Below are 21,511 nucleotides of genomic sequence, written 5' to 3'. Positions count from 1 at the left end.
TGATGATCGCACTAGAAGAAGCCGTAATGGAAATTATCGTCAATGCCGGACAGTCCCGCAGCCTGTGCTTTGAAGCCCTGCACGCGGCGCGTCAGGGCAACATTGACGAGGCCAAAAGTCTGCTGCGCGAAGCCGATGGCTACGCGCGCCAGGCGCACAAGATGCAAACCAAACTGATTGAGCAGGATGCTGGCGAAGGCCGCCAGCCGATGACCTTAATTATGGTTCATGCCCAGGATCATTTAATGAACTCCTTATTAGCGCGTGAATTATCCGAAGAAATTATTCATTTATATCAGAGATAGTCTATGGCGAAATAATTAATGTAATACCTCTGTACCCTAAATAGAGATCCACTTGTTCTGATGATAGCGACATACTCTGTCAGATCGGAGCGGGATGGTTATTGTCTGAATAAAATTAAACTATATTGAGATAACCATGAATACGATTAAAAAACTTCCATTAACCATGGCGGTTATCGCCGCGATTTGCCCAATTTCTGTACTCGCACAAGAATTTACGCAGGAGCAAATCGACGCCATTGTGGCTAAAGCGGTGGACAAAGCGCTGGCCGAGCGGCAGGCCAAAATGGATGCGGCGGTCGCGAAAAAGGCAGACGTGGTGACCGAGCCGCAAAGCGCGGCGCAATCCCCGGATATGGCGATCCCGTTCGGGGTGAAATTTACCGGTTACGCCCGCTACGGCGCGCACTTCCAGGCCGCCGATCAGAAATACGTGGCGGTGGACGGTTCCTACAACGGCGCCTCCGCGATTGGTCGTCTGGGTAACGAGGGCAACGGTGGGGAATTCCAGCTCTCTAAAGCCTTCAAGGGTGATAACGGCGCCATTTGGGACATCAACGTGATGATCGACCACTGGGGCGACGAAGTTAACCTTAAAAAAGCCTACGCGGGCGTGACCAACATTATGGCCTCCAACCCGAACGCCTATTTCTGGGCGGGCCGTGACTTCCATCAGCGTCCACAGCAGGGCATTAACGATTACTTCTGGATGAACCACGACGGCCAGGGTGCCGGTGTGAAAAACTTCGACATCGGCGGCGTGCAGTTTGACGTCGCTGCCGTGGCGGCGGTGGAATCCTGTAGCCCGGAAGTGATGGAGGATGAAGCCAACCCGTCGCGCATCACCTGTACCGGCGGTTCCGGCACGGGCGACAAAGGCAACTACGCCGCGACGTCAAAAATTCATGGCATGAAGCTCGGCCCGATCGACATGGAGCTGTACGCTAACTACGGCTTTGACTCCAAAGCGGTTGAAAGCGACGAGCGCCTGAACGCCTGGCAGGGCGGCGTGGTGCTGAGCCACACCAACGACAGCGGCGTGAACAAGGTGATCGCGCGTTACTCCGATAATGCGGACAACAGCGTGTTCAACAAAACCGAGGATCTGACCACGGTTTACGCCAGCTTCGAAGGGTTATACAAATTCACCCAGGCCACGCAGGTAGAGTACATCCTCGCCTTCCACGACTACGACAACAGTCGTGATAAGACCGACAACCGTAAGAACTACAACGCCATCGTGCGCCCAATGCACTGGTGGAACGACGTTCACTCCACCTGGCTCGAAGCGGGCTGGCAGCACGTTGATTATGACAACGGCGGCGATAACAAGGGCTGGAAGCTGACCCTGTCGCAGAACATGTCTATCGCCATGGGTCCGGAGTTCCGTCCAATGCTGCGCTTCTACGTGACCGGCGGCAAAGTGGATAACGAACGCACCGCCCGCGTGAATAATACCAAAGACGAAACGCTGGACGACTTCAACGTCGGCGCGATGTGGGAGGCGTGGTTCTAGCAAGGTAAACGCAAAACGGCAACGCAACGTTGCCGTTTTTAGTGTTTTTTCCCTCTCCCCGTGGGAGAGGGCTGGGGTGAGGGCATCAGGCCGCACACAATCCGGCTATATCCCATGTTATGCTACAAAAAAAATCAACATAGCAGGGGAGAACATGGGTTCCACACGCAAAGGGATGTTAAACGTCCTGGTCGCCGCCGTTTTATGGGGAAGTTCAGGGGTTTGCGCGCAGTACATCATGGAGAAAAGCCACATTTCTTCGCCTTACCTGACTATGGTTCGCCTGCTGTTTACCGGCGTGATCCTGCTGACGCTTTCTTTCGTTCACGGCGACAAGATTTTCTCGGTCATCAAGCATCGCAAAGATGCCCTCAGCCTGCTGTTCTTCTCTCTGGTTGGCGCGCTTACCGTGCAGCTCACCTTCCTGCTGACGATTGAAAAATCCAACGCGGCGACCGCCACCGTGCTGCAGTTTCTGTCACCGACCATTATCGTGGCCTGGTTTGCGCTGGCGCGAAAAAAGCGTCCCGGCGTGTTTGTCCTGTCAGCGATTTTTACGTCGTTGATAGGTACTTTCCTGCTGGTGACTCACGGCGACCCGACCTCGCTCTCCATCTCCCCTGCCGCGCTGTTCTTCGGTATCGCCTCGGCCTTTGCCGCCGCGTTTTACACCACGTATCCCTCAACACTTATTGCCCGCTACGGCACGCTGCCGATTGTCGGCTGGAGTATGTTGATTGCCGGGCTCATGCTGACGCCGTTCTACGCCGGACGCGGGACCACCTTTGTGATTGACGGCGGCCTGCTGCTGGCCTTCTTCTACCTGGTGGTAATCGGTACGGCGCTGACATTTAGCCTGTATCTGAAAGGCGCACAGATGATTGGCGGGCCGAAGGCAAGCATTCTGAGCTGCGCCGAGCCGCTGAGCAGCGCATTACTGTCGGTGGTTTTGCTGGGTGTGGCGTTCACCCTGCCGGACTGGCTGGGGACGCTGTTGATTGTGTCGTCGGTGGTGTTGATTTCGATGGATTCGCGTAGAAGGGTTAAGGCATCGGTGTAGCCTGATGTCCCCTCTCCCCATAGGGGAGAGGGGACATTTGGTTTACTTCGCCTTAACCTTCCCGGCCACCAGCAGCGCTGTCAGCAACATCAGCGTACCGGAAATCACCAGCGGTGACGTCAGTCCCAGATGGTCCAGTGCAACGCCGCCCACCGCCGCGCCGCAGGTGTTTGCCAGTTGGATCACGGCCACCTGAATCGACCCGGCTTTCTCCGCCTGATCGGCCAACGAGCGAGTAATCCACGTCGACCAGCCCACCGGCACCAGCGCAAAAGCAAAGCCCCAGACAACCGCAATGGCTGACGCAACCCACTTATCGCTACCCCACAGCACCAGCACCGTGGCACTCACTGCCAGTACCAGCGGTGCGCCAGCCAGCGCCACTTTCAGGGAACGTTTCAGGAACTGTGACGACAGCGACGTACCGACAAAGCTGGCGATACCAAAGCTCAGCAACACCAGCGTCAGACCATCCACGTCAAAGCCCGCCATGGTCATATACACCGGACGGATATAGGTGAAGAAGGCAAACTGCCCGGCAAAGGCCATAAAGATGGCGGTCATCCCCGCCAGCACACCCGGACGCTTGAGGAGGCTGAACATATTCTGTTTGTGATGCGCCGCTTCGCCCGGCAGGGACGGCAATGCCTTCCATACCCAGAGAATACAGAGCACGCCCATCACCGCCGCCGCGTTGAAGACGTTACGCCAGCCGATGATCCCGCCGAGGAAGCTGCCCAACGGTGCGGCAATCACCAGCGCGATGGAGACCGCGCCGAAGATGACGGACAGCGCTTTCGGCACCGTACGCGCGGGTACCAGGCGCATGGTGAGCGAGGCGGACATCGCCCAGAAACCGCCAAGACCCAGTCCCAGACAGGCGCGCCCCAGCAGCAACAGGGTGAAGCTCTCCGCGAAGGAGACCAGCAGGCAGGAGAGCGTCAGCAGGACGCTGAAAAGAATAACCACTTTGCGGCGGTCAATGGCGCCAATCACCTGCGTAATAAACAGACTGGCGAACATCGCCACAAAGGCGGTCACGGTAACGGACTGCCCCGCCACGCCCTCGGAAATGCCGAGATCCTGCGCCATCGGCGTCAGCAGGCTGACCGGCAGAAACTCGACGGTGATCAGGCAGGCAACGCAGAACGCCACGGAGAAAACCGCCGACCAGTTGGGGCGTGAAACCTCTTTGGTCTGCGGTCTGGTCGAGGGCTGGATATGTTCTGTCATGGCGTCACCTGAAGATAAAAACGTGCGGAAAAGTCGCGCAGTTTATCATCAAAAGTGTGACGGATTTAACGTTTAGACAACTTTTGTGGTTTTTAATGATTCGGAAGGCAGATCGGCGGTGACTGATACCTTTTCAGCATAACGAAAATGAAAATTCAGTAACCACAATTGAGGTGAAACAATCATAGCGTCTGAAAAGGAGAAACTATGAAAACACGTACTTTATCTCAAAATCTTACCGTCAGTGCCGTCGGCTACGGTGCCATGGGTCTGAGTGAATTTTATGGCCAGACTGATGACAAAGGCTCACTGCAGGTGTTGCATAACCTCATCGATCTGAACGTGACGTTTATTGATACCGCAAATTTATATGGCCGAGGTCATAATGAACGACTGATCGGCCACTTTCTTGCCGGGCTGGATAAAAGCACTCGCGAGCAGTTTAAAATTGCCACGAAATGCGGTATCGATCGCTCTCCTGACGAGTCCTATGCCCGCACTATCAATAACACACCCGACTATATTATCCGCTGCTGTAACGAATCCCTTAAGCGGCTTGGCGTTGAACGGATTGATCTCTTTTATCTTCACAGGGTCAGCAACGAAACGCCGGTCGAAGAAAGCATGGAGTGCCTGAGCACACTCGTTAAGGAAGGTAAAATTAATCACATTGGTCTTTGTGAAGTGTCGGCTTCAACGTTACAGCGAGCCCATACGGTACATCCGGTCACCGCGCTGCAAACCGAATATTCGCTGTGGACGCGTGATATTGAGGATACCGTTCTACCGGTTGTGAAAGCGTTGGGTATCGGCCTGGTCCCTTACTCTCCTCTTGGCAGAGGCTTCCTGACAGGCAAATACCTCAGCAACGACGATTTTGCAGACGGTGATTTCCGCAAGAATAATGCGCGTTTTATTCAGTCCAGTCTGGATCATAATCGCCAGTTGCTCGATGCAATTACCCCGCTTGCACAGAAATACGATTGCACTACAGGGCAAATTGCTCTGGCCTGGCTGCTAGCACAATACGATAAGCTGGTTCCAATTCCTGGCACTAAGCATACCCGTTATCTGGCTGAAAACGCTCATGCGGCGGAAGTTATTCTGGAAAAAAGCGATGTTGAATCGCTGAACAACATTCATCGGAAGATAGAAATTAAAGGGGAACGATATTCGGAAGAAGGCATGAAAGGTGTGAACGCCTGATATATTCCGCTCAACAACGTAAAAAAACCGGGGAGACCCGGTTTTTTATGGCTAACAAAGTCACGTTTTTTTATTTCTCAGCAGTGCCTTGCACAGTCGTTAGTTTGACTCGAACGATTTCTCCACGCGAGAATGTTTTGTCGTAAGGCTCGCAGGAATAACCGCGACAAGCAGGATGGAAAGGCCAATGGCTGTGCCCGCTACGATATAAAGGAGGGGGACCGGGAACGATGACACCATCCAGGCCCCCACTGAAGCACCGATACCGATGGCGATATTGAAAAACGAAACATAGAGTGCTGAGGCTGGAAACGTTTTATCTTCCGCCATACGTAACACCCATGTCTGAAATCCGACAAATACTCCTGATACCGCAACGCCCCAGATAACCATGGCAGTGAAAATGAGCGCGACAGAGAGTGAGGAACCTGACCGTCCGAGGAAGATCAGCACCGCACAGATAAGCAGCACGGATAAAGCTACCGTCATCTTTAGATATTTATCAATCAACACGCCGGTCAGGAAATTACCGGCCAGACCCGCGATGCCGTAAACTAAAAGCACAGCCGGAACAAAAGCAGCGGAGAGTAAACTCTGCATGTGTAACCAAGGCTCAATGTAGGTAAATGCGGCAAAGTGGGCGGTAACGGCAAGCAGCGTGGCAAAGTAAATTTTCCACAGCGTGGACGATTTCAGCACTCTTTTGAGAGCATCAATACCCATCGCGCTTTTATTGTTTATTTGCGGGACAAGAACAGTAATGCCCACAAAGGCCACGACGCTGAGTGCTGCCATCAGCCAGAATGCCTGCCTCCAGCCCAAATGAATGCCAATATAATTTGAAACCGGTACACCAAACACGCTTGCCGCAGAAACACCGCCAAATACGATTGATGTTGCCGTACCGATATAACGGGCAGGAACAATGGCTACTGCAGTCGCTCCAATCATTGCCCAGAATGCACCATGCGCAAGTGCACCCAATACGCGCGCACTCAGTAGAGCACCGTAAGTGCTTACCGTGGCGGCCAAAATATTGGATATCATAAGAACGACGGTGAGTACCAACAAAAGACGCTTTTTCGCCACATTTCCCAGGAACACGGAGGCAAACAATGCGCTTAATGCCCCTACCCACGCATAAAGAGACACGGTCATGCCAACCGCGGATTCCGAAGAATGGAGCCCCTCTGCAATAGGAGTTAATAACCCTACAGGCGCAAGTTCAGTGGTAACGATGGTGAATGTTGAAATTGCCAGAATAACTAAAGCGAGCCATGACTTTAGCGTCATATTTTGCGGTAATTTCTCTGAAATCATATTACTTACCTCAATAATCGTTTATATAATTAGCCATTTTTTCTGCTGTGCATCTCGTAAGCAAGATATAATCATCTACACAGAACCCTCTTGCCAAACACGCTAGTTCTGATAATTACGTGGACGACCTTTAACAGAATTTAAATGCCATATTCCGCGTTAGAGAAAATGAGTCAAAATTGCATGGGAAATTTATCAATCCAGTACTCAAATGGAATTATTAAATTTGTAATATAGTTTTTGTATTACTATTTTTTTAGGTTTTTATTTTAAACGTTCCCGTGTAAGATCTGAGAAGATAAAATAAAACGAAAATACCTTTTCGCTTTTCAGGATCATCGTTATGGCTACAGCAGAACATTTAATCAGCAATAACCTTCCCAGTATCAAACAATTGCAATGCTTTCTCGCTGTCGCGCATGAGTTGAACTTCCGCAAGGCAGCTGAACGTCTGAGGATGACGCAGCCCCCTCTGACCCGGCAGATTAAATGTCTTGAGGCCGTTTTGAAGCGTCAGCTCTTCAGTCGAAATACGCACGACGTAAGCCTCACTGAATCAGGGCGCGCACTGGTGGTAAAAGCTGAGAAAATTCTTCGCGAAATCAGTGAACTGAAAACGGATTCCCTCTCCTCTGAAACCACCTTACGGATCGGACTCACCCGGACGCTTAATTTTGAATATATTGAACCGGTGAATAGGCAGCTTCAAAAACTGAACGCCGGGGATGATGTTGAAACACCGGACCTGACATCAGCGCAGCTGCTGCAAAGCTTGTCCAAAAATATGCTGGATCTGGTGCTAACAGGGGAAAAAGGGACAGGTCATGAAGATATTGTCCAGTACCGTTGGGTTTGCCAGGAGCCGCTCCTTATCGCAATGCCTTCTTTACACCCTGCAAGCCTGAAAGAAAAAGTCGCTCTCGACGATATCAGTGATTTACCGATTTTCTGGTTTTCCAGAAGTGCTAATCCGTCGTTTTACGACAAATGTGAAAGCTACTTTGACACGCTGAAAACGCCGCTGAAGCGCATAAAAGAACCAGACGATTCACTGGTGATGCTGAGTCGTATCGCAAGAGGGAAAGGGTTTGCGCTGCTACCTCAGTCAAAATGCACCTTCAATCAGGAGGGGCTCTGTTACCGCGAGCTAACGGATGATGAGGCAAAGCGACTCAATATTGATATCTATGCGGCAACCCGCCTCAATGAAAACCGGGAGGAGATCCTGAACGCTCAGAATATCTTGTGCGGCAAAAAGGCTTAATGCAGATAAAACACACCTTCTTCCGGCAGAAATAGCTGGTTATAGCGCAGCTGGAAGGCGTTCAGCTCCAGCGGATCGGGCTCCATTTCGCGCATAAAGCCAAGTGCCAGACGAATTTGCGCATCGGTAATGGGTGCGGCAAGGCGGGCTTTACGCAGCATACGGTGCCAGGTATGCAGATTCTCTTCGCTACCGTCGACAATACAGACCTGCCAGATGAGCAGCACCTGCGCGGCGTTTTGCAGATGCGCCTCGTCAGGCCGCTCAAGGTAGCGGATAAATTCATTGCCCGGTGTTTTACCGAACTGGTCAATCATCGACTCGATCGGCATCGGGGTAATCCCCAGCCGTTCGCTTAAACGTTTGATGGCGCGGCGGGAATCTGAGGTCAGGACACGAAATCCCACCACAAACACCACGGCAAGCGTTGCCAGCATTATCCAGACCATGCGTTCTCCTCAGACTAGCCGCTTATCATAGCGGGAAACGCAAGGCCTCAACAGCGGGCAAAACGCTATTAGTGCAGTGAAAAGAGGTGGAAAATCATTCTGAAAGCGGATCGCCGCGCTGAAGCCCCTTCAGCAGTGCCTCGTGGAAGCGCGCAGGATCCTGCATCTGCGGCGCATGACCCATATCGTTAAATTCCACCAGCGTCGCGTGCGGAATGCGTTTTGCCGTCTCTTTCCCCAGCACCGCATAGTTGCCGAGCGTCTTGCGGATCTCCGGCGGGGCGAGATCTTTCCCGATGGCGGTGTTGTCCTTCGTGCCGATCATCAATAATACCGGCATCTTCAGCTCACTAAATTCGTAGATCACCGGCTGGGTGTAGATCATGTCGTAGAGCAGCGCCGAGTTCCAGGCCACGCGCGCTTTGCCCGGCCCGTTGTTCAGCCCGGCGAGCATGGTCACCCAACGCTCGTATTCCGGCTTCCACTCCCCAGCGTAGTAGGTGTTTTTCTCGTACTGACGAATACCGTCGGCACTGACTTTCAGTTCGCGCTGGTACCACTGGTCGACGGTAATATGCGGCACACCGCGCGCTTTCCAGTCTTCCAGCCCAATCGGATTGATCATCACCAACTGTTCCACCTGCTGCGGCCACATTAGCGCGTAGCGCGTCGCCAGCATGCCGCCGGTCGAATGCCCGATAACCGTCACGCGATCGACACCCAGGGATGCGAGCAGCGCATGGGTATTGTCCGCCAGCTGCTGGAAGGTGTACTGATACCGCTCCGGCTTGGTGGATTTACAGAAACCGATCTGGTCGGGTGCAACCACGCGATAACCCCTGGCTGAGAGCGCACGGATCGTGCCGTCCCAGGTTCCAGCGCAGAAGTTTTTGCCGTGCATCAATACCACGGTGCGACCGTTGGGTATTTCCGGCTTAACGTCCAGATAAGCCATATCCAGAGACTGGTTTTGCGAGGTAAAGGTAAAGTGTTTTACCGGCCAGCCATAATCGAAACCTTCCAGCTTCTCGCCGTAGGAAGGGGTATCCGCGGCCATTGCGGGTGACGCCAGCGCCATCAGCAGCGCAAGGCAGGATAATCGTCGGGTTAACATGCAGGCTCTCCATAACAAAACGGCCAAATGCCGCGCAGCGCGGCAGCAAAAATAAACTGTAGAGCATGCAGGGGAGCGGGCCTGTAAAGCGGAGTAAAGGTGGGATGTAAAATATCCTTAAGTCAAGCTCATATGTTATATGCAATTTCAGAAGATGCCAGCATCATTACAGCTTGCCGACATCACGACCTCATAATCGACAAATAGCCTGTTTGCGGGCGCTTTTCTTAATTTCATAAAACTATTACTCACTCATTATCCTTACATTAAGCAAGGCTATAACCTTGTTTAAACTGAATTCAGGATGATGCTATGGATACAATAGAGGAATCTGGTGGGACGTATTTCTATCGCGGGAATTCGAATGTAACCCCACAGGAGCTATTTTTGCTGATATTCGCTGAGGGTCTGGCGAACCATTTGGGCGTAACGATAGAGACTGCTGCAACAATCCTTGCAGGTCAGCCTTTAATACCCAAGCGTAAGGTGTTAGGCGCGTCAGGCTCGCGTACAAGTGTTGCCTCCAAACTAGCACGTCGCATATTAAAGGGAGTCCGCTTTCCTGGAGGTATGAGGGTGGAGACCATGATCGGTATGGGTAAAACAAGACAAACAAATAAGGTTGGGGCAGTAGTTGGAAGGGTTGTTCCGTTCGTCGGCTATGCCCAGGCAGTCATTGTTTTTGCCCTTGTGGCCAAAGAAACCAGAAACAAGTACAACCTGATAGCCCGACCGAAAGATCGGATCGAATGGACATACTTCTAATGTTATTGCCTGATGATCAAGAATTTTTGGATTACATCACTGAAAACTACAGTGAACTGAAACGTCCCGCCCAGAAGGAATGGACCTTCCAGGAGCATTTTAACCTCGTTCCTGAAGATCTTGAGGATATGCTGCTTGACCTTTTCAATCGCTATGGGATTGAGTACAGCAACTTTGTTCTGGACAACTATTTTGAGCCGGAGCTGTTTTGGTTCCAGTTTGGACTTCGAAAGAAGTTTCGGGATCGACAGTATAAGCCGCTAACGCTCGAAATGATTATTGAGTCTGCCAAATCCGGACACTGGTTATATGATTAAGGGGCGGCTTGCCCCTTACGTTCTTTACGCTGACTGGCGCTCGTTCCAGGCATCGCTAAAGATGATGTTCCCGTCGTTATGCTTCCAGGTGATTTTCTCGTAACGTAGTTCAACCGTTTCCATATGGTTTTCGTTAGGGTTATCGCCTGGTGCCATCGCGGGCGAGATAGAAACGACCCTGACGCCTTCGAGCAGCATAGTAAAGTATTCTTCTTCCAGGCCGGAGTAGTTAATCCTGTACCATTTTATCTCAGCAGAGACCAGGCTTTGCCCTGTCGCTACCGCTTTATAGAGATATGGGCTTGAGCAATCGAATTCTTTAATGATTAACATAGGGGAATGTATGCGCGTACCGGTTATTTTGCCGGTGGCGTTATCATTTGGAATCATGAGGTTATGATGGAACCCCTTTACCTCAATGCTGCATTCTCTGTGCTGAACATCAACTCCGCCTTTGATTAATGCTCCACCGTCATCCTTAAGCCATAAGTAAGCTGGTATAGCCATGTTAATTTTTTCCTTGAGAACGTTGTAATAGTCAAACACCGGGTTGTGTTCTGGCTAGCGGTTGGCTTGAAAACTCAATTCATGTTCTTCTTTTTAGTGCGCCTATCTCCCCCCAGCCTATGCCCGGTGCGGCTATAAAAGTTCAATCCAGGTCATGTTTACGCCTGGTCGATCTCTTTTTGAGATATTGACCAGGCATTTTTTAACCATATTAAGAAGTCAGATTATGAACGCTCCAGAAAACACCGTATTACAACCGGTCCTCTGGCGACCGACTGCTGGTGGAGTGGAAAAATGAGCCGTAATCTTTTTCTGAGGAGTAGCGGGAAGGGAAAAAAGCCCGACGGTCAGCCGGGCAAAGAAGTTACCTGCACACTCAGGCTGTTTTCAATTTCTGCACTCGCCTTTCGCGACGAATTTTACGTTCTTCCAGCACCGCAACCATCGCCATCAGGACGATACAGCCAATGGCTGCCGCATCCAGCGCCGCAAAGGTGCCTGCCCAGCCGGTGAGGCCAAAAATTGGCGTACCGTCGGCAATCATCCCCAGCCCCAGCTTGGCGAAACTGTCGCCGATCAGGTAAGCGAAGGTGCCTTTAATCCCATCGGCTGCGCCGATCGCTTTCTTCGGTACAAACCCGACCGCTGCCACGCCAATCAGCAGCTGTGGACCAAATACCAGGAAGCCGAGCGCAAACAGGGAAGCCAGGTAAACATACTGGTTGCTGGCGTGCTGGTAGACGCCGAGCGTGGCGATAATCAGCGCCAGCGCGACGCAGGCCACCAGCGCGCGGCGGCCATTGGCGAGATCCGAGAGCCAGCCCCACAGCAGCGTGCCGACCAGCGCGCCCACTTCAAACAGGGTGAAGCCCTGAATCGCGACTTCTTTAGAAAGCTTCAGCTCCTGGAAAGCATACACCGTCGACCACTGGTCGATGCCGATACGCACCACGTACAGGAAGATGTTTGAGAAGCACAGCAGCCAGATCACTTTGTTTTTCAGCACATACTCAACAAAGATCTGCCATTTGGTCATCTCGTTTTCTTCGGTCTCTTTGTCCTCTTCGCTGATCTCCTCGCCGAACAGCTCTTCGGCTTTGCCGAGGCCGTAAGATTCCGGAGAATCGCTGCCGAAGCGCAGGCCGATAAAGCCGACAATCAGGGCGATAATCGACGGGAAGATAAACATGCCGATCACGTGGCCATCGAACAGATAGTTCGCGCCGAACAGCGCCACGCCTGCCGCGCCCGCACCGCCGAGGTTATGCGAGATGTTCCACATGCCGAGGTACGAACCACGCTTGCGGCGCGGGGTCCATTTGGTGATGGTGGAGTAGCTGCACGATCCGCCGGTACTCTGGAAGAAACCACTCAGGGCATAGAAAGCGATCATCAGGAACAGGCTCACGGAGCCTGCGCCCATGCTGGCGCTGAAGCCGAGCATACAGATGGCGGAGAGAATCAGCATAAACGGCAGGAACTGCTTGGTATTTTTACCGTCCGCATAGTAGGAAACCACCGTTTTCCCCACCCCGTAGGTGATGGAGAATCCCAGGCCAATCATCCCCAGCTGCGTCATGCTCAGCCCGTAGGTCGAGATCATGTCGTTCTGCGCGATGTTAAAGTTTTTGCGGATCAGGTACATGGTCAGGTAGCCACCACCAGATACGACTGCATGAACGGTTTGAACCACATTTTGCGCCGCACGTCGAGCGGCAGATCCAGGGTCGGCTTGCGCACCTGATTGAGGAAGGCCAGCATGGTTTGCTCCTGAGCTGATTTTTACCTGCGAATGGCAGGCATTGTAAAAATCAGCCGGGAGAGATGCCTGAGACAGCGTCCAGGTAAAACCGGGAAAATTTCTTAGTTTTGCGCCACTCGGCAGTAAAAGGTGAAGTGTGTCACGCTTCGCGCGGGGCCTGCGCGTGCAGGAAGGGCAGCAGCAGCAGGGCAGAGATCCCCGCCGCGATGGCGATGACCGCGAAGAAACCGCTCCAGTGCCAGGTGTCGATCACCCGCGCCAGGGGCCAGCCGGAGAGCGATGCGCCAAGATAGGCAAACAGCCCGACAAACCCCGTCGCCGCACCCGCCGCCTCTTTGTGCGAGCACTCCGCCGCGGCCATGCCGATCAGCATCTGCGGGCCAAACACGAAGAAGCCGATGGTGAAGAAGCATGCCGCCTGCATCACGTAACTGGCGAACGGCATCAGCCACAGCGAGCCGACGGAGAGCAATATCCCGGCGGCGAAGATCAGGTTCATTGGGCCTCGGTTGCCGTTAAACAGCTTGTCCGAGCCCCAGCCTGCCACCAGCGCGCCGATAAATCCGCCCAGCTCGAACATCGTGACCGCCGAGTTGGCGGTGACCAGATCCACCCCGAGCGTCTCCGACATGTACAGATTGCCCCAGTCGTTGATCGCCGCACGTACCACGTAAACCAGCACGTAACAGAGCGAGAGTAGCCAGATGTAGGGATTTTTCAGCACGTATTTGGTCAGAATCTCTTTGCGGGTCAGCCCCGCCCCTTCCTGCTGTTGGGCAATCTCCATCTCGTCGTGCCGCCAGTCGCCCACCGCAGGCAGTCCAACGGTTTGCGGCCTGTCGCGCAGGCGCCAGCAGAGGAACAGCCCGGCAACAATCGCCAGGCCCCCGGCAATCATCATCCCTGCGCGCCAGCCGTAGTGCAGCGCCGCCGCACCGACTACCATCGGGATCAGCGCCCCGCCGACGTTATGCGCGGTGTTCCAGATTGCCCACCAGCCGCCGCGCTCGTTGCGCGAGTACCAGGCGGTGAGCAGGCGGGCACAAACCGGCGCTCCCCAGCCCTGGAAAAAAGCGTTCAGTGCCCACAGCAGGGCAAAGGCCCACAGCGAGGTGGAGAAGCCGAACAGGATATTTACCACGCCGGTGGCAATCAGCCCGACGCCCATAAAGTAGCGCGCGTTGGAGCGGTCGCTGACGATGCCGGAGAAGAACTTCGACAGGCCGTAGGTGATGTAAAACAGCGTCGCCAGCAGGCCGATATCGGTACGCGTCATCACGCCGCTGGCGAGGATTTCCGGCGCGGCGGCGTTAAAGCTTTTGCGGGTAAAGTAAAACAGCGCATAGCCAAGCCAGATGGTCATCAGGATATGGCGACGCCAGTAGCGGTAGCGCGCGTCAATTTCCGCTTTGTCGCCTAGCGGTGAGGCGTTGGCAGGCACTTTAAACATGGTGGTTCCTTAGCGGCAGGCTGACGCTAACGCGCGTCCCGTGGGTACAGGAGATAGCCAGCGTGCCACCAAGCGCCTTCACGCGCTCGCGCATGCCCGCCAGGCCAAAACCCTGCTGGCCGGAGCCCGGCGGCAGGCCGCAGCCGTCGTCTTCAATCACCAGCGTCAGGCGATCGTTCTGCTGGCCGCCCTGAATGGTGACCGCGCTGGCATTGGCGTGTTTGACGATATTATTCAGCCCTTCCTGACAGACGCGGAACAGCGTCACGCGCTGGCCTTCACTCAGCGCAGATTCATTAATTCGCCAGTCGAGATGGCTGACAATGCCGCGGCTTTCCAGCTCCATCTCGCGCATCAGGGAGCGTATCGCCAGCTCAAGTGACAGGTCGTCAAGCTGGCGCGGACGCAGCCGTCCCAGCAAGCGGCGAACGGCGTCATAAACCCCCAGCGAAAGCTGTTCGATATGCGCCCCGCCCTGCTTCACACCGGCATTTTCCGCCGCCAGACGCTGGACAATGCCCGCCTGGGTGCGGATGGCGGTGATGGTCTGGCCGATGTCATCATGCAGCTCACGGGCGACCTCCTGCCGCACGCTCTCTTCCGTCTCCAGCAGACGCTCCGCCAGACGGCGATTACGCGCCAGCTCGTTTTGCAGAGACTGGTTCAGCTCGCGCAGACGCTGGATCCCCGCCCCCAGCAGCAGCCCGGTCAGGCTTTGAGCCAGCAGGGAAAGCAGCAGGTCCACCGGATGGTCGTGCCAGGTCTGGCTGGCAATGAGCGCGATGGCGTTCATCAGCGTGGCAATTAAGGCGCCCTGCCAGCCGTAGTGCCAGGCGAGGGCGATGATCGGCAGCGCCAGACAAAACGGTGTGAAGCGTGAAAGCTCTGCGGGCAGGCCGAGCTGTAGCCACAGGCTCACCACAAACAGCAGCAGATACCAGATGAGATGCCGGGCGCGCCAGTTGACGGGCTGGGAGACCAGCGCAGGCCCCAGCGGCTGCCAGACGGTGCTGGTGAGGTAGTGCCAGAAAACCAGACAGGTCGGCGCAAGGGTCAGCCCGCCGGTGAGGGTCAGCAGCAGGGCGTTGAGCATCTCCTTGTCGCCAGCCCACGGCAGCGATTGCAGCAGCGCGGCGGCAATCAGCGCCGCCCCCTGACGCAGCAGCGTGCGCCAGTCACGCTGGTGACGATAACGGGAAATGAGCGCAACCGGGATAAGCGTGAGCAGGCTTCCGGTCATCAATAATGGCAGCTGCGTGAGCGCAACTTCCTGCGCCAGCCAGACCAGCATCAGCCACTCTGCGCCCAGCAAAACGGGCCAGTAGCCGCGCGGACATTGCAGCATCAACCCCAGACGCAGGCCGAAGGGGAACAGCAATACCGCCAGCTCGGGCCGCTCCACCAGATGCAGGCTGATGCTCCACAGGCAGAACCATGCGGCAGAAAAGATAAAAAAGCTGGCGACGACGGCGATCAGCCGCGAAAACAGCGGGTTCATTGCCAGCTATCAAACATGCGGCGCGCCAGCTCGACATCGTTGCTGACGTTGAGTTTTTCCATCAGATTGGCGCGGTGAACGTGGACGGTTTTTGGCGACAGGTCCAGCTCGGCCGCAATCTCTTTCACCGACATCCCCTGTGCGAGTTTCTCTGCAACCTGACGTTCGCGTTTAGTGAGCGGATCCTGACGTCCGGCCGCCAGCTTAATGGCGATATCCGGTGTTAAATAGCAGCCGCCGGTGGAGACGGTACGCACGGCGGCGATCAGCTCGTCCGGGCTACAGCGTTTTGAGAGGAACCCGCGTGCGCCCGCGTTGAGCGCCTGCTCGACCAGCGCCGGGCTGTCGTGGACCGAGAGCATGATCGTCGCCATCCCTTTCGGCAGCTGGCTTAACAGCTCCAGACCGGAGAGATCCGGCATTGAGATATCGCAGATACAGACCTGCACTCCGCGCCCCGGCAGGCCCGCCAGCGCCTCACGACCGGAGCCAAACTCGGCCACGACCTGAAAATCGGGTTCGAGGTTGAGAAGCTGGGCAAAGCCGGAGCGGACGATAAGGTGGTCGTCGATAAGCGCGATGGTGGTCATGTTTGATCCTGCGGTCTGAAAACGCCGGATGGCGCTGCGCTTATCCGGCCTACAAGAGCGAAAGACGCTTACCTTAAGCGATCTACTCGAAAAACACCGCAATTTTGTTAAACATGGTGGGATCGGACTGGTTGCGCGCCACTTTGGTGACATCTTCCAGCTTGTCGATCTGCGCCATCATCTGCTCCAGACGCTGGTCATCGTTGACCAGTAGCCAGATGCGGCTGTGCTCGCTGCCCTGAATCGGCAGACAGAGAATGCCTTCCACGTTAAACGCCCGGCGGGCAAACAGCCCGCAGACGTGGGTCATGACGCCAGGATGGTTGCGGACGGTGAGTTCCAGAATGACGTTATCATGTTGTTTCTGCATGGTTTATTCCCCCACCATCTCAGTATTTGCCGCACCCGGCGGCACCATCGGATACACTTTTTGTTCAGGGTCGATACGCACGTGGATCAGCGCCGGGCCGGGACGCGAAATCGCCGCCTGCAGCGCCGCGTGGGCATCCTCTTCGGCGTTCAGATCGCAGGTGTGAAGGCCAAAACCGGCAGCAATCTGCATAAAGTTAATCATTCCCGGATAGGTCGCGGCAAATACGCCCTGCTTGTAGAACAGGCTCTGCTGCTGGTGTACCAGCCCCAGCGCCTCGTTGTTCATCAGAATGATTTTGACGTCTAACTGGTTTTCGGCCGCGGTCGCCATTTCCTGAATGTTCATCATCAGGCTGCCGTCACCGGAGAAGCAGATGACTTTGCGGTCCGGATTCGCCAGCGCCGCACCCACGGCAGCAGGCAGGCCAAAGCCCATAGTGCCGAGGCCACCGGAGGTCAGCCACTGGCGCGGACGGTTCAGCGGGTAGGCCTGGGCGGTCCACATCTGATGCTGGCCCACGTCGGTGGTAATAATCGCGCTGTCGTCCACGCAGGCGGCCACAGCGTTGATAAGACCATAGTGGCTCAGCGGATCGCCCTCGGTCGGGATGGCGCCCGGGAACTCTTTTTGCAAATCGGCGACCAGCTGACGCCAGTCGGCACGGTCGGCTGCGTCCGTCTGCGGGATCAGCTGCGCCAGCACTTCAGCCACGTCGCCCTGAATGGCCACGTGCGGCTGCTTAATTTTACCCAGCTCGGCGCGGTCGATGTCCACATGGATGATTTTGGCGTTCGGGCAGAACTGCTCGGTTTTGCCAATCGCCCGGTCATCAAAACGCGCGCCCATTACAATCAGCAAATCCGCTTCTTGCAGGATGTAGTTGGTGCTGCGCGCGCCGTGCATGCCCAGCATGCCAAGAGAGAGCGGGTGCGCTTTAGGCAGCATGCCGAGCGCCATCAGGGTCATGGTGGTGGGCAGGCTGGCTTTTTCAGCGAACTGGCGGATTTCATTCGCGGCGTTAATCGCCCCACCGCCCAGATAGAGCACCGGGCGTTTGGCGGCATTAATCATCGCCACGGCGTCACGCACGCTCTCAGCACTGAATTCCGGCGCGGGGGCACGGTCGCCCGGCTCTGGCAGCACGTCAATCTCGATCTCTGCGGTCTGGACATCCTTAGGAATGTCTATCCACACCGGGCCCGGGCGGCCAGACTGCGCAATGCGAAACGCATCGCTGATAACCTGAGGAAGCTCGCTGATATCGCGAACTAAATAGTTATGTTTGGTGATGGGGATAGAGATGCCGTAGGTATCCACTTCCTGGAACGCATCGGTACCGATCATCGAAGACGGCACCTGGCCGGTAATGCAGATCAGCGGAATGGAGTCGAGGCGCGCGTCGGCGATGGCCGTTACCAGGTTGGTTGCCCCCGGCCCGCTACACGCCATACAAACCGCCGGTTTCCCCTGGGTACGCGCCATGCCCTGCGCGATAAAGCCCGCGCCCTGCTCGTGGCGAGCCAGCACGTGGCGGATTTTTGTGCTTTGGCTTAACGCATCGTACAGCGGCAGCACCGTGCCGCCCGGGATGCCCGCAACCGTGGTGATGCCCTGTCGTTCCAGCAAATGAACGATCAGCTGCGCGCCCGTAAAACGCGTCTTAGTAGATGTTGTGCCCGAACTTGCCATGCTCCAGTCCTTTTCTTCTGAGCCAGCCTTCCGGGGAGGGTCCTAAACGAAAAACCCCGCCCGGTTTGCGCCGGCGGGGTTTTGGATTCGTGTGTTGATCCAGTCCCTACGGCGCATTGCCGACGACCACCACCACACGCACGACGACCACTGCGGCTGGTTGCGCAGTTTTTAGTAGGGTCGAGGTGAACAGAGATGGAGTCATTAGGAACCTGTGTTTGGAATCATTGATTGAATTTATACAAACACAGGTTTTCGGGCGTGACAATGGAAATATTTTCATCTGGACAAAAATGCGTCAGGGATCACGTTTCGTTTGTTGGGTGATGAAAACAGTAGTCGGACGTGAGTATTTCATTCAATGAACAGCGCAGGCGATACCCCAAAGCGAGCAGCCAGTTTTTTTATATGGTTCAACGTCAGCTGACGTTGACCGTTCAACACCCTTGAAACCATTGATTTACTGCCAATTTCATCCTGAAAATCCGAAATAGTCAGTTTGTATTGATCCATAAGGGTTCTTAAAACGGCAATGCCCACTGGGACAGATTCCATCTCCTGGCGTAAGGCGACAATTTCGGGTCGATTGGCTTCGTAACGACGAATTCTTGCACATACGATATCCAGCAAAGGGCTGCCAGGTTCGTTCATCAGTAAATACTCAACCAGCTCAAGTGCGTCCTGGTAATCTTTCTCGTTTGGATGTTCACCCAATAAAGGAACCGCCGCGACAAGGGCATGCGTTGCTTTCATTGCATCAGCTACGATCATCATTTCTTCCCCTTAGTGCGATGTTTCTCCGTAAAACGGTCATATTCCTTATGAGTAAAAACATGGCGCACATAAAACTTTTGGCTTTCAAAGAATATGAGAGCCACTACTCTGAGGTTGTTGTTAGCAATATCAATAACATAATGCTTATCGAGATACTTCAAATTATCTAGCGTTGGAAAGATTTTTCTTAGCGCAACAGGCGTCGTGCAATGGCTCTTTTCGATGGTTCGCCCCAGAAAGAGAAGCTCCTCTCTGTGTTGCGGAAACTGGATCACCGCATCCAAAATTGCCTTCATTGAGATTAAATGCATACTGCATACCTGCCGCGTCCGTTGCCATTATGGCAACAATATCACGGATTGCCAATTAGTCAACGGAAGGCCTGCTTAGGACGGACCCAGAAAACAAAAAACCCCGCCGGAGCGAGGTTTTTATCAGGGTTTTGCGGTTGGTCGCCGCAGAACACACTGTGTTACGTCAACGCAAAAAGTATACGCGATCGAGGACGAACGCGCAATTCCGGCACGGATTTTGACGTTTTTGAGTATGGGTCGCCTTTCGATTTTTGTCCAAAAAATACTGTTCATGCATACAGTATTTATCTATACTGAGGGTGTTCGCAGTGAGCGAGGGGGCCGCAGTTCTACCGGCGCAATGAAGTCCTGGCTGAAACGGGTGGTGCCGTCAGTGCCTTAACCCCTGAAGTGAGCACACTGTGTTACGTCAATCCAGGTGCTGGCAACAGGCGGCGGAAAGGTACGCCAGCATCGTGCTCCTTTTTACCAAAAGGAGACGCGTATGAGCATCGTGGATATGGTGATACTTATCCTCAAACTCATTGTTGCAGTATTGCAACTGCTTGATGCTGTCCTGAAATACGTTCGGTAAGTCAGGTTCAAGTCGCACCTGAGAGGGGCGGGCAACCGCCCCTCTTTAATAACGAGGGAATGCTATGTCGCGTCTGTTAATTGAGCCTGTTACGCCTGATGAACCGGGCTATATCGCCCTGAAGGCGGAAAGTATTGCATTGAATTTCAACATGCTGCGCAGGCTGGAAGAGAACTGGCAGCGGGGTGAAAACCGCTTTAACGCGCCGGGCGAAAAGCTGCTGGGGGCGTTTCTTAACGGTAAGCTGGTAGGCGTATGCGGTCTCAACCGCGATCCCTTCAGCCAGCAACCGCGCGCCGGGCGCATTCGCCATCTCTATGTTAGCGAGAAGTGTCGCGGCTTGGGCATCGGCAAACAGCTTTTAACCGTGGTGATGGCCGATGCCAGCATCTGGTTTGATTTCCTGAATACCCACGCGCCGGATACCGCGTATGGGTTCTACCGCCGGGCGGGTTTCACGCTGGTCTCGGATGAGCCGCGGGTGACGCACCGCCTGTTTTGTGCGGTGTAACCGACTGGCAGCATCAGGACGTGAATGTTACAGTTGAGTGACAATTCACCACCCGATACGCCATGACCATCACCGTATTCTGCATTTTGCTGTTTGCCGCGCTGCTGCATGCCAGCTGGAACGCTATCGTTAAGGCCGGAACGGACAAGCTCTATTCTGCGATAAGCGTCAGCGGCTCCGCTACGCTGATTGCGCTGGTGTTGCTCCCCTTCTCTCCACAGCCTTCTGCTGCAAGCTGGCCGTTTTTAATCGTCTCCTGCGCCTTACAGGTGGTGTACACCGTGCTGGTGGCGAAGACCTATCAGGTCTCCGATATGAGTCAAACCTACCCGCTGATGCGCGGCACCGCCCCACTGCTGGTGGCGCTGATCAGCGTCCTGGCACTTGGCGATCGTCTCTCCTGGCTGGCCTGGTCCGGCATCGGAGTGATCTGCCTGTCGATTCTGGCGATGGCGATGAACGGGCGCATGCAGTCCCGAAAAGGGATCTGGCTGGCGCTACTGAACGCCTGTTTTATCGCCGGATATACGCTGGTGGACGGCACCGGGGTGCGGCTCTCGGACACTGCGCTGGGCTACACGCTGTGGACCTTTTTTATGAACGGTTTTTGCCTGCTGAGCTGGGCGATGGTGGCGCGTCGGCGTGAAGCCTTTGGCTACCTGCGTCTGCACTGGAAAAAGGGGCTGCTCGGCGGCGTCGGTACCATGGGCTCGTATGGCCTGGCACTGTGGGCGATGACGCAGGCACCGCTGGCCGTAGTCGCGGCGCTGCGTGAAACCTCGATTCTTTTCGGGGCGCTGATTGCCTTTGTGCTTTTAAAAGAGAAGGTTGCGGGCCTGCGCATCGCTGCGGCGCTGGGTATTGCTGGCGGCGCTATTCTCCTGCGCCTCGCATAAATCACTGGCAACATTAGTTGCCGT

Annotated in this window: 22 protein-coding genes and 1 pseudogene; 9 read left to right on the top strand and 14 right to left on the bottom strand. The window is 54.7% G+C overall.

What is annotated here, in order from left to right; all coding sequences use genetic code 11:
- Positions 1 to 2 precede the first annotated feature (2 nt).
- The 3 genes from ABFI50_RS09485 to ABFI50_RS09475 all read left to right on the top strand — a co-directional run bounded on the left by ABFI50_RS09485 (position 3) and on the right by ABFI50_RS09475 (position 2,881).
- Complete coding sequence (locus ABFI50_RS09485) at positions 3 to 305, top strand: PTS lactose/cellobiose transporter subunit IIA (RefSeq protein ID WP_029741865.1); 303 nt, start codon at positions 3 to 5, stop codon at positions 303 to 305.
- A gap of 136 nt (positions 306 to 441) precedes the next feature.
- Positions 442 to 1,821 (top strand): carbohydrate porin, encoded by a 1,380-nt coding sequence (locus ABFI50_RS09480; protein ID WP_048996442.1) that lies wholly within the window; start codon positions 442 to 444, stop codon positions 1,819 to 1,821.
- Between the two features lie 154 nt (positions 1,822 to 1,975).
- Positions 1,976 to 2,881 (top strand): EamA family transporter, encoded by a 906-nt coding sequence (locus ABFI50_RS09475; RefSeq protein WP_347485924.1) that lies wholly within the window; start codon positions 1,976 to 1,978, stop codon positions 2,879 to 2,881.
- A 42-nt stretch (positions 2,882 to 2,923) separates the two neighbouring features.
- Here the strand turns inward: ABFI50_RS09475 and nepI are convergent, their stop codons facing one another.
- Positions 2,924 to 4,114, bottom strand: coding sequence for a purine ribonucleoside efflux pump NepI (gene nepI / locus ABFI50_RS09470; RefSeq protein WP_047343386.1), 1,191 nt, complete (start codon positions 4,112 to 4,114; stop codon positions 2,924 to 2,926).
- A 207-nt stretch (positions 4,115 to 4,321) separates the two neighbouring features.
- Here nepI and ABFI50_RS09465 point away from each other — a divergent pair, with 207 nt between their 5' ends.
- Complete coding sequence (locus ABFI50_RS09465; RefSeq protein WP_045281342.1) at positions 4,322 to 5,320, top strand: aldo/keto reductase; 999 nt, start codon at positions 4,322 to 4,324, stop codon at positions 5,318 to 5,320.
- A 99-nt stretch (positions 5,321 to 5,419) separates the two neighbouring features.
- On the opposite strand, the gene ABFI50_RS09460 is transcribed toward ABFI50_RS09465, so the two are convergent.
- Complete coding sequence (locus ABFI50_RS09460; RefSeq protein ID WP_193971160.1) at positions 5,420 to 6,640, bottom strand: MFS transporter; 1,221 nt, start codon at positions 6,638 to 6,640, stop codon at positions 5,420 to 5,422.
- A gap of 343 nt (positions 6,641 to 6,983) precedes the next feature.
- Between ABFI50_RS09460 and ABFI50_RS09455 the strand changes: the two genes are divergently transcribed.
- The gene (locus ABFI50_RS09455; protein ID WP_023331694.1) at positions 6,984 to 7,904 is read left to right on the top strand and encodes a LysR family transcriptional regulator; all 921 of its coding nucleotides are present in this window, start codon (positions 6,984 to 6,986) and stop codon (positions 7,902 to 7,904) included.
- Here the strand turns inward: ABFI50_RS09455 and ABFI50_RS09450 are convergent.
- Together ABFI50_RS09450 and ABFI50_RS09445 are read right to left on the bottom strand one after the other, a co-directional pair.
- Complete coding sequence (locus ABFI50_RS09450; protein WP_032635261.1) at positions 7,901 to 8,353, bottom strand: DUF1198 domain-containing protein; 453 nt, start codon at positions 8,351 to 8,353, stop codon at positions 7,901 to 7,903. The two genes, ABFI50_RS09455 and ABFI50_RS09450, sit on opposite strands and share 4 nt — an antisense overlap.
- A 94-nt stretch (positions 8,354 to 8,447) precedes the next feature.
- Positions 8,448 to 9,467 carry an alpha/beta hydrolase gene (locus ABFI50_RS09445; protein WP_347485920.1) on the bottom strand — a complete coding sequence of 340 codons (1,020 nt, stop codon included), beginning with the start codon at positions 9,465 to 9,467 and terminating at the stop codon, positions 8,448 to 8,450.
- A gap of 312 nt (positions 9,468 to 9,779) precedes the next feature.
- On the opposite strand from ABFI50_RS09445, the gene ABFI50_RS09440 reads away from it, so the two are divergent.
- Complete coding sequence (locus tag ABFI50_RS09440) at positions 9,780 to 10,232, top strand: STM2901 family protein (RefSeq protein WP_014881937.1); 453 nt, start codon at positions 9,780 to 9,782, stop codon at positions 10,230 to 10,232.
- Positions 10,232 to 10,549, top strand: a complete 318-nt coding sequence (locus ABFI50_RS09435; RefSeq protein ID WP_014881936.1) for a DUF1493 family protein — start codon at positions 10,232 to 10,234, stop codon at positions 10,547 to 10,549. Before ABFI50_RS09440 ends, ABFI50_RS09435 begins: the two co-directional genes overlap by 1 nt.
- Before the next feature lie 24 nt (positions 10,550 to 10,573).
- On the opposite strand, the gene ABFI50_RS09430 is transcribed toward ABFI50_RS09435, so the two are convergent.
- The 10 genes and pseudogenes from ABFI50_RS09430 to ABFI50_RS09385 all read right to left on the bottom strand — a co-directional run bounded on the left by ABFI50_RS09430 (position 10,574) and on the right by ABFI50_RS09385 (position 19,503).
- Positions 10,574 to 11,056, bottom strand: coding sequence for an Hcp family type VI secretion system effector (locus ABFI50_RS09430; protein ID WP_014881935.1), 483 nt, complete (start codon positions 11,054 to 11,056; stop codon positions 10,574 to 10,576).
- A 376-nt stretch (positions 11,057 to 11,432) separates the two neighbouring features.
- Positions 11,433 to 12,817, bottom strand: a pseudogene (uhpT, locus tag ABFI50_RS09425) (hexose-6-phosphate:phosphate antiporter).
- Between the two features lie 140 nt (positions 12,818 to 12,957).
- On the bottom strand, positions 12,958 to 14,268 hold the full coding sequence (locus ABFI50_RS09420) for an MFS transporter (RefSeq protein ID WP_347485916.1): 1,311 nt from the start codon (positions 14,266 to 14,268) through the stop codon (positions 12,958 to 12,960).
- Entirely contained in the window at positions 14,261 to 15,766 is a 1,506-nt protein-coding gene (gene uhpB, locus ABFI50_RS09415; RefSeq protein ID WP_032635254.1) for a signal transduction histidine-protein kinase/phosphatase UhpB, read from the bottom strand. Before uhpB ends, ABFI50_RS09420 begins: the two co-directional genes overlap by 8 nt.
- Complete coding sequence (gene uhpA / locus ABFI50_RS09410) at positions 15,763 to 16,356, bottom strand: transcriptional regulator UhpA (protein ID WP_014881931.1); 594 nt, start codon at positions 16,354 to 16,356, stop codon at positions 15,763 to 15,765. The genes uhpB and uhpA overlap by 4 nt, the downstream gene beginning before the upstream one ends.
- A gap of 82 nt (positions 16,357 to 16,438) precedes the next feature.
- A complete protein-coding gene (gene ilvN, locus ABFI50_RS09405; RefSeq protein WP_010426528.1) occupies positions 16,439 to 16,726 on the bottom strand; it encodes an acetolactate synthase small subunit in 288 nt (95 codons plus the stop codon).
- Between the two features lie 3 nt (positions 16,727 to 16,729).
- Positions 16,730 to 18,418 carry an acetolactate synthase large subunit gene (gene ilvB, locus ABFI50_RS09400; protein ID WP_347485913.1) on the bottom strand — a complete coding sequence of 563 codons (1,689 nt, stop codon included), beginning with the start codon at positions 18,416 to 18,418 and terminating at the stop codon, positions 16,730 to 16,732.
- 106 nt (positions 18,419 to 18,524) lie between these two features.
- Positions 18,525 to 18,623 carry an ilvB operon leader peptide IvbL gene (gene ivbL, locus ABFI50_RS09395; protein ID WP_023331688.1) on the bottom strand — a complete coding sequence of 33 codons (99 nt, stop codon included), beginning with the start codon at positions 18,621 to 18,623 and terminating at the stop codon, positions 18,525 to 18,527.
- 149 nt (positions 18,624 to 18,772) lie between these two features.
- On the bottom strand, positions 18,773 to 19,192 hold the full coding sequence (locus tag ABFI50_RS09390; RefSeq protein ID WP_023331687.1) for a helix-turn-helix domain-containing protein: 420 nt from the start codon (positions 19,190 to 19,192) through the stop codon (positions 18,773 to 18,775).
- A complete protein-coding gene (locus ABFI50_RS09385; protein ID WP_023331686.1) occupies positions 19,189 to 19,503 on the bottom strand; it encodes a type II toxin-antitoxin system HigB family toxin in 315 nt (104 codons plus the stop codon). The genes ABFI50_RS09390 and ABFI50_RS09385 overlap by 4 nt, the downstream gene beginning before the upstream one ends.
- A gap of 641 nt (positions 19,504 to 20,144) precedes the next feature.
- On the opposite strand from ABFI50_RS09385, the gene ABFI50_RS09380 reads away from it, so the two are divergent.
- Both ABFI50_RS09380 and ABFI50_RS09375 read left to right on the top strand, forming a co-directional pair.
- Positions 20,145 to 20,591 carry a GNAT family N-acetyltransferase gene (locus ABFI50_RS09380; protein WP_014881927.1) on the top strand — a complete coding sequence of 149 codons (447 nt, stop codon included), beginning with the start codon at positions 20,145 to 20,147 and terminating at the stop codon, positions 20,589 to 20,591.
- Between the two features lie 62 nt (positions 20,592 to 20,653).
- Positions 20,654 to 21,487, top strand: a complete 834-nt coding sequence (locus ABFI50_RS09375) for an EamA family transporter (RefSeq protein WP_047343396.1) — start codon at positions 20,654 to 20,656, stop codon at positions 21,485 to 21,487.
- The last annotated feature ends 24 nt before the right edge of the window (positions 21,488 to 21,511 follow it).

Source organism: Enterobacter sp. HNDS-6 (assembly GCF_039850505.1).
Classification (GTDB): domain Bacteria; phylum Pseudomonadota; class Gammaproteobacteria; order Enterobacterales; family Enterobacteriaceae; genus Enterobacter; species Enterobacter kobei.
This window is presented reverse-complemented; position numbering and strand designations above follow the sequence as displayed.

Coding starts and splice junctions, on each gene's coding strand:
- ABFI50_RS09385 (WP_023331686.1), bottom strand. CDS start 19,503: ATGCATTTAATCTCAATGAAGGCAATTTTGGATGCGGTGATCCAGTTT.
- ABFI50_RS09375 (WP_047343396.1), top strand. CDS start 20,654: ATGACCATCACCGTATTCTGCATTTTGCTGTTTGCCGCGCTGCTGCAT.
- ABFI50_RS09420 (WP_347485916.1), bottom strand. CDS start 14,268: ATGTTTAAAGTGCCTGCCAACGCCTCACCGCTAGGCGACAAAGCGGAA.
- ABFI50_RS09475 (WP_347485924.1), top strand. CDS start 1,976: ATGGGTTCCACACGCAAAGGGATGTTAAACGTCCTGGTCGCCGCCGTT.
- ABFI50_RS09380 (WP_014881927.1), top strand. CDS start 20,145: ATGTCGCGTCTGTTAATTGAGCCTGTTACGCCTGATGAACCGGGCTAT.
- uhpB (WP_032635254.1), bottom strand. CDS start 15,766: ATGAACCCGCTGTTTTCGCGGCTGATCGCCGTCGTCGCCAGCTTTTTT.
- nepI (WP_047343386.1), bottom strand. CDS start 4,114: ATGACAGAACATATCCAGCCCTCGACCAGACCGCAGACCAAAGAGGTT.
- ivbL (WP_023331688.1), bottom strand. CDS start 18,623: ATGACTCCATCTCTGTTCACCTCGACCCTACTAAAAACTGCGCAACCA.
- ABFI50_RS09440 (WP_014881937.1), top strand. CDS start 9,780: ATGGATACAATAGAGGAATCTGGTGGGACGTATTTCTATCGCGGGAAT.
- ABFI50_RS09435 (WP_014881936.1), top strand. CDS start 10,232: ATGTTATTGCCTGATGATCAAGAATTTTTGGATTACATCACTGAAAAC.
- ABFI50_RS09445 (WP_347485920.1), bottom strand. CDS start 9,467: ATGTTAACCCGACGATTATCCTGCCTTGCGCTGCTGATGGCGCTGGCG.
- ABFI50_RS09430 (WP_014881935.1), bottom strand. CDS start 11,056: ATGGCTATACCAGCTTACTTATGGCTTAAGGATGACGGTGGAGCATTA.
- uhpA (WP_014881931.1), bottom strand. CDS start 16,356: ATGACCACCATCGCGCTTATCGACGACCACCTTATCGTCCGCTCCGGC.
- ABFI50_RS09485 (WP_029741865.1), top strand. CDS start 3: ATGATCGCACTAGAAGAAGCCGTAATGGAAATTATCGTCAATGCCGGA.
- ilvN (WP_010426528.1), bottom strand. CDS start 16,726: ATGCAGAAACAACATGATAACGTCATTCTGGAACTCACCGTCCGCAAC.
- ABFI50_RS09390 (WP_023331687.1), bottom strand. CDS start 19,192: ATGATGATCGTAGCTGATGCAATGAAAGCAACGCATGCCCTTGTCGCG.
- ABFI50_RS09450 (WP_032635261.1), bottom strand. CDS start 8,353: ATGGTCTGGATAATGCTGGCAACGCTTGCCGTGGTGTTTGTGGTGGGA.
- ABFI50_RS09465 (WP_045281342.1), top strand. CDS start 4,322: ATGAAAACACGTACTTTATCTCAAAATCTTACCGTCAGTGCCGTCGGC.
- ABFI50_RS09455 (WP_023331694.1), top strand. CDS start 6,984: ATGGCTACAGCAGAACATTTAATCAGCAATAACCTTCCCAGTATCAAA.
- ABFI50_RS09460 (WP_193971160.1), bottom strand. CDS start 6,640: ATGATTTCAGAGAAATTACCGCAAAATATGACGCTAAAGTCATGGCTC.
- ilvB (WP_347485913.1), bottom strand. CDS start 18,418: ATGGCAAGTTCGGGCACAACATCTACTAAGACGCGTTTTACGGGCGCG.
- ABFI50_RS09480 (WP_048996442.1), top strand. CDS start 442: ATGAATACGATTAAAAAACTTCCATTAACCATGGCGGTTATCGCCGCG.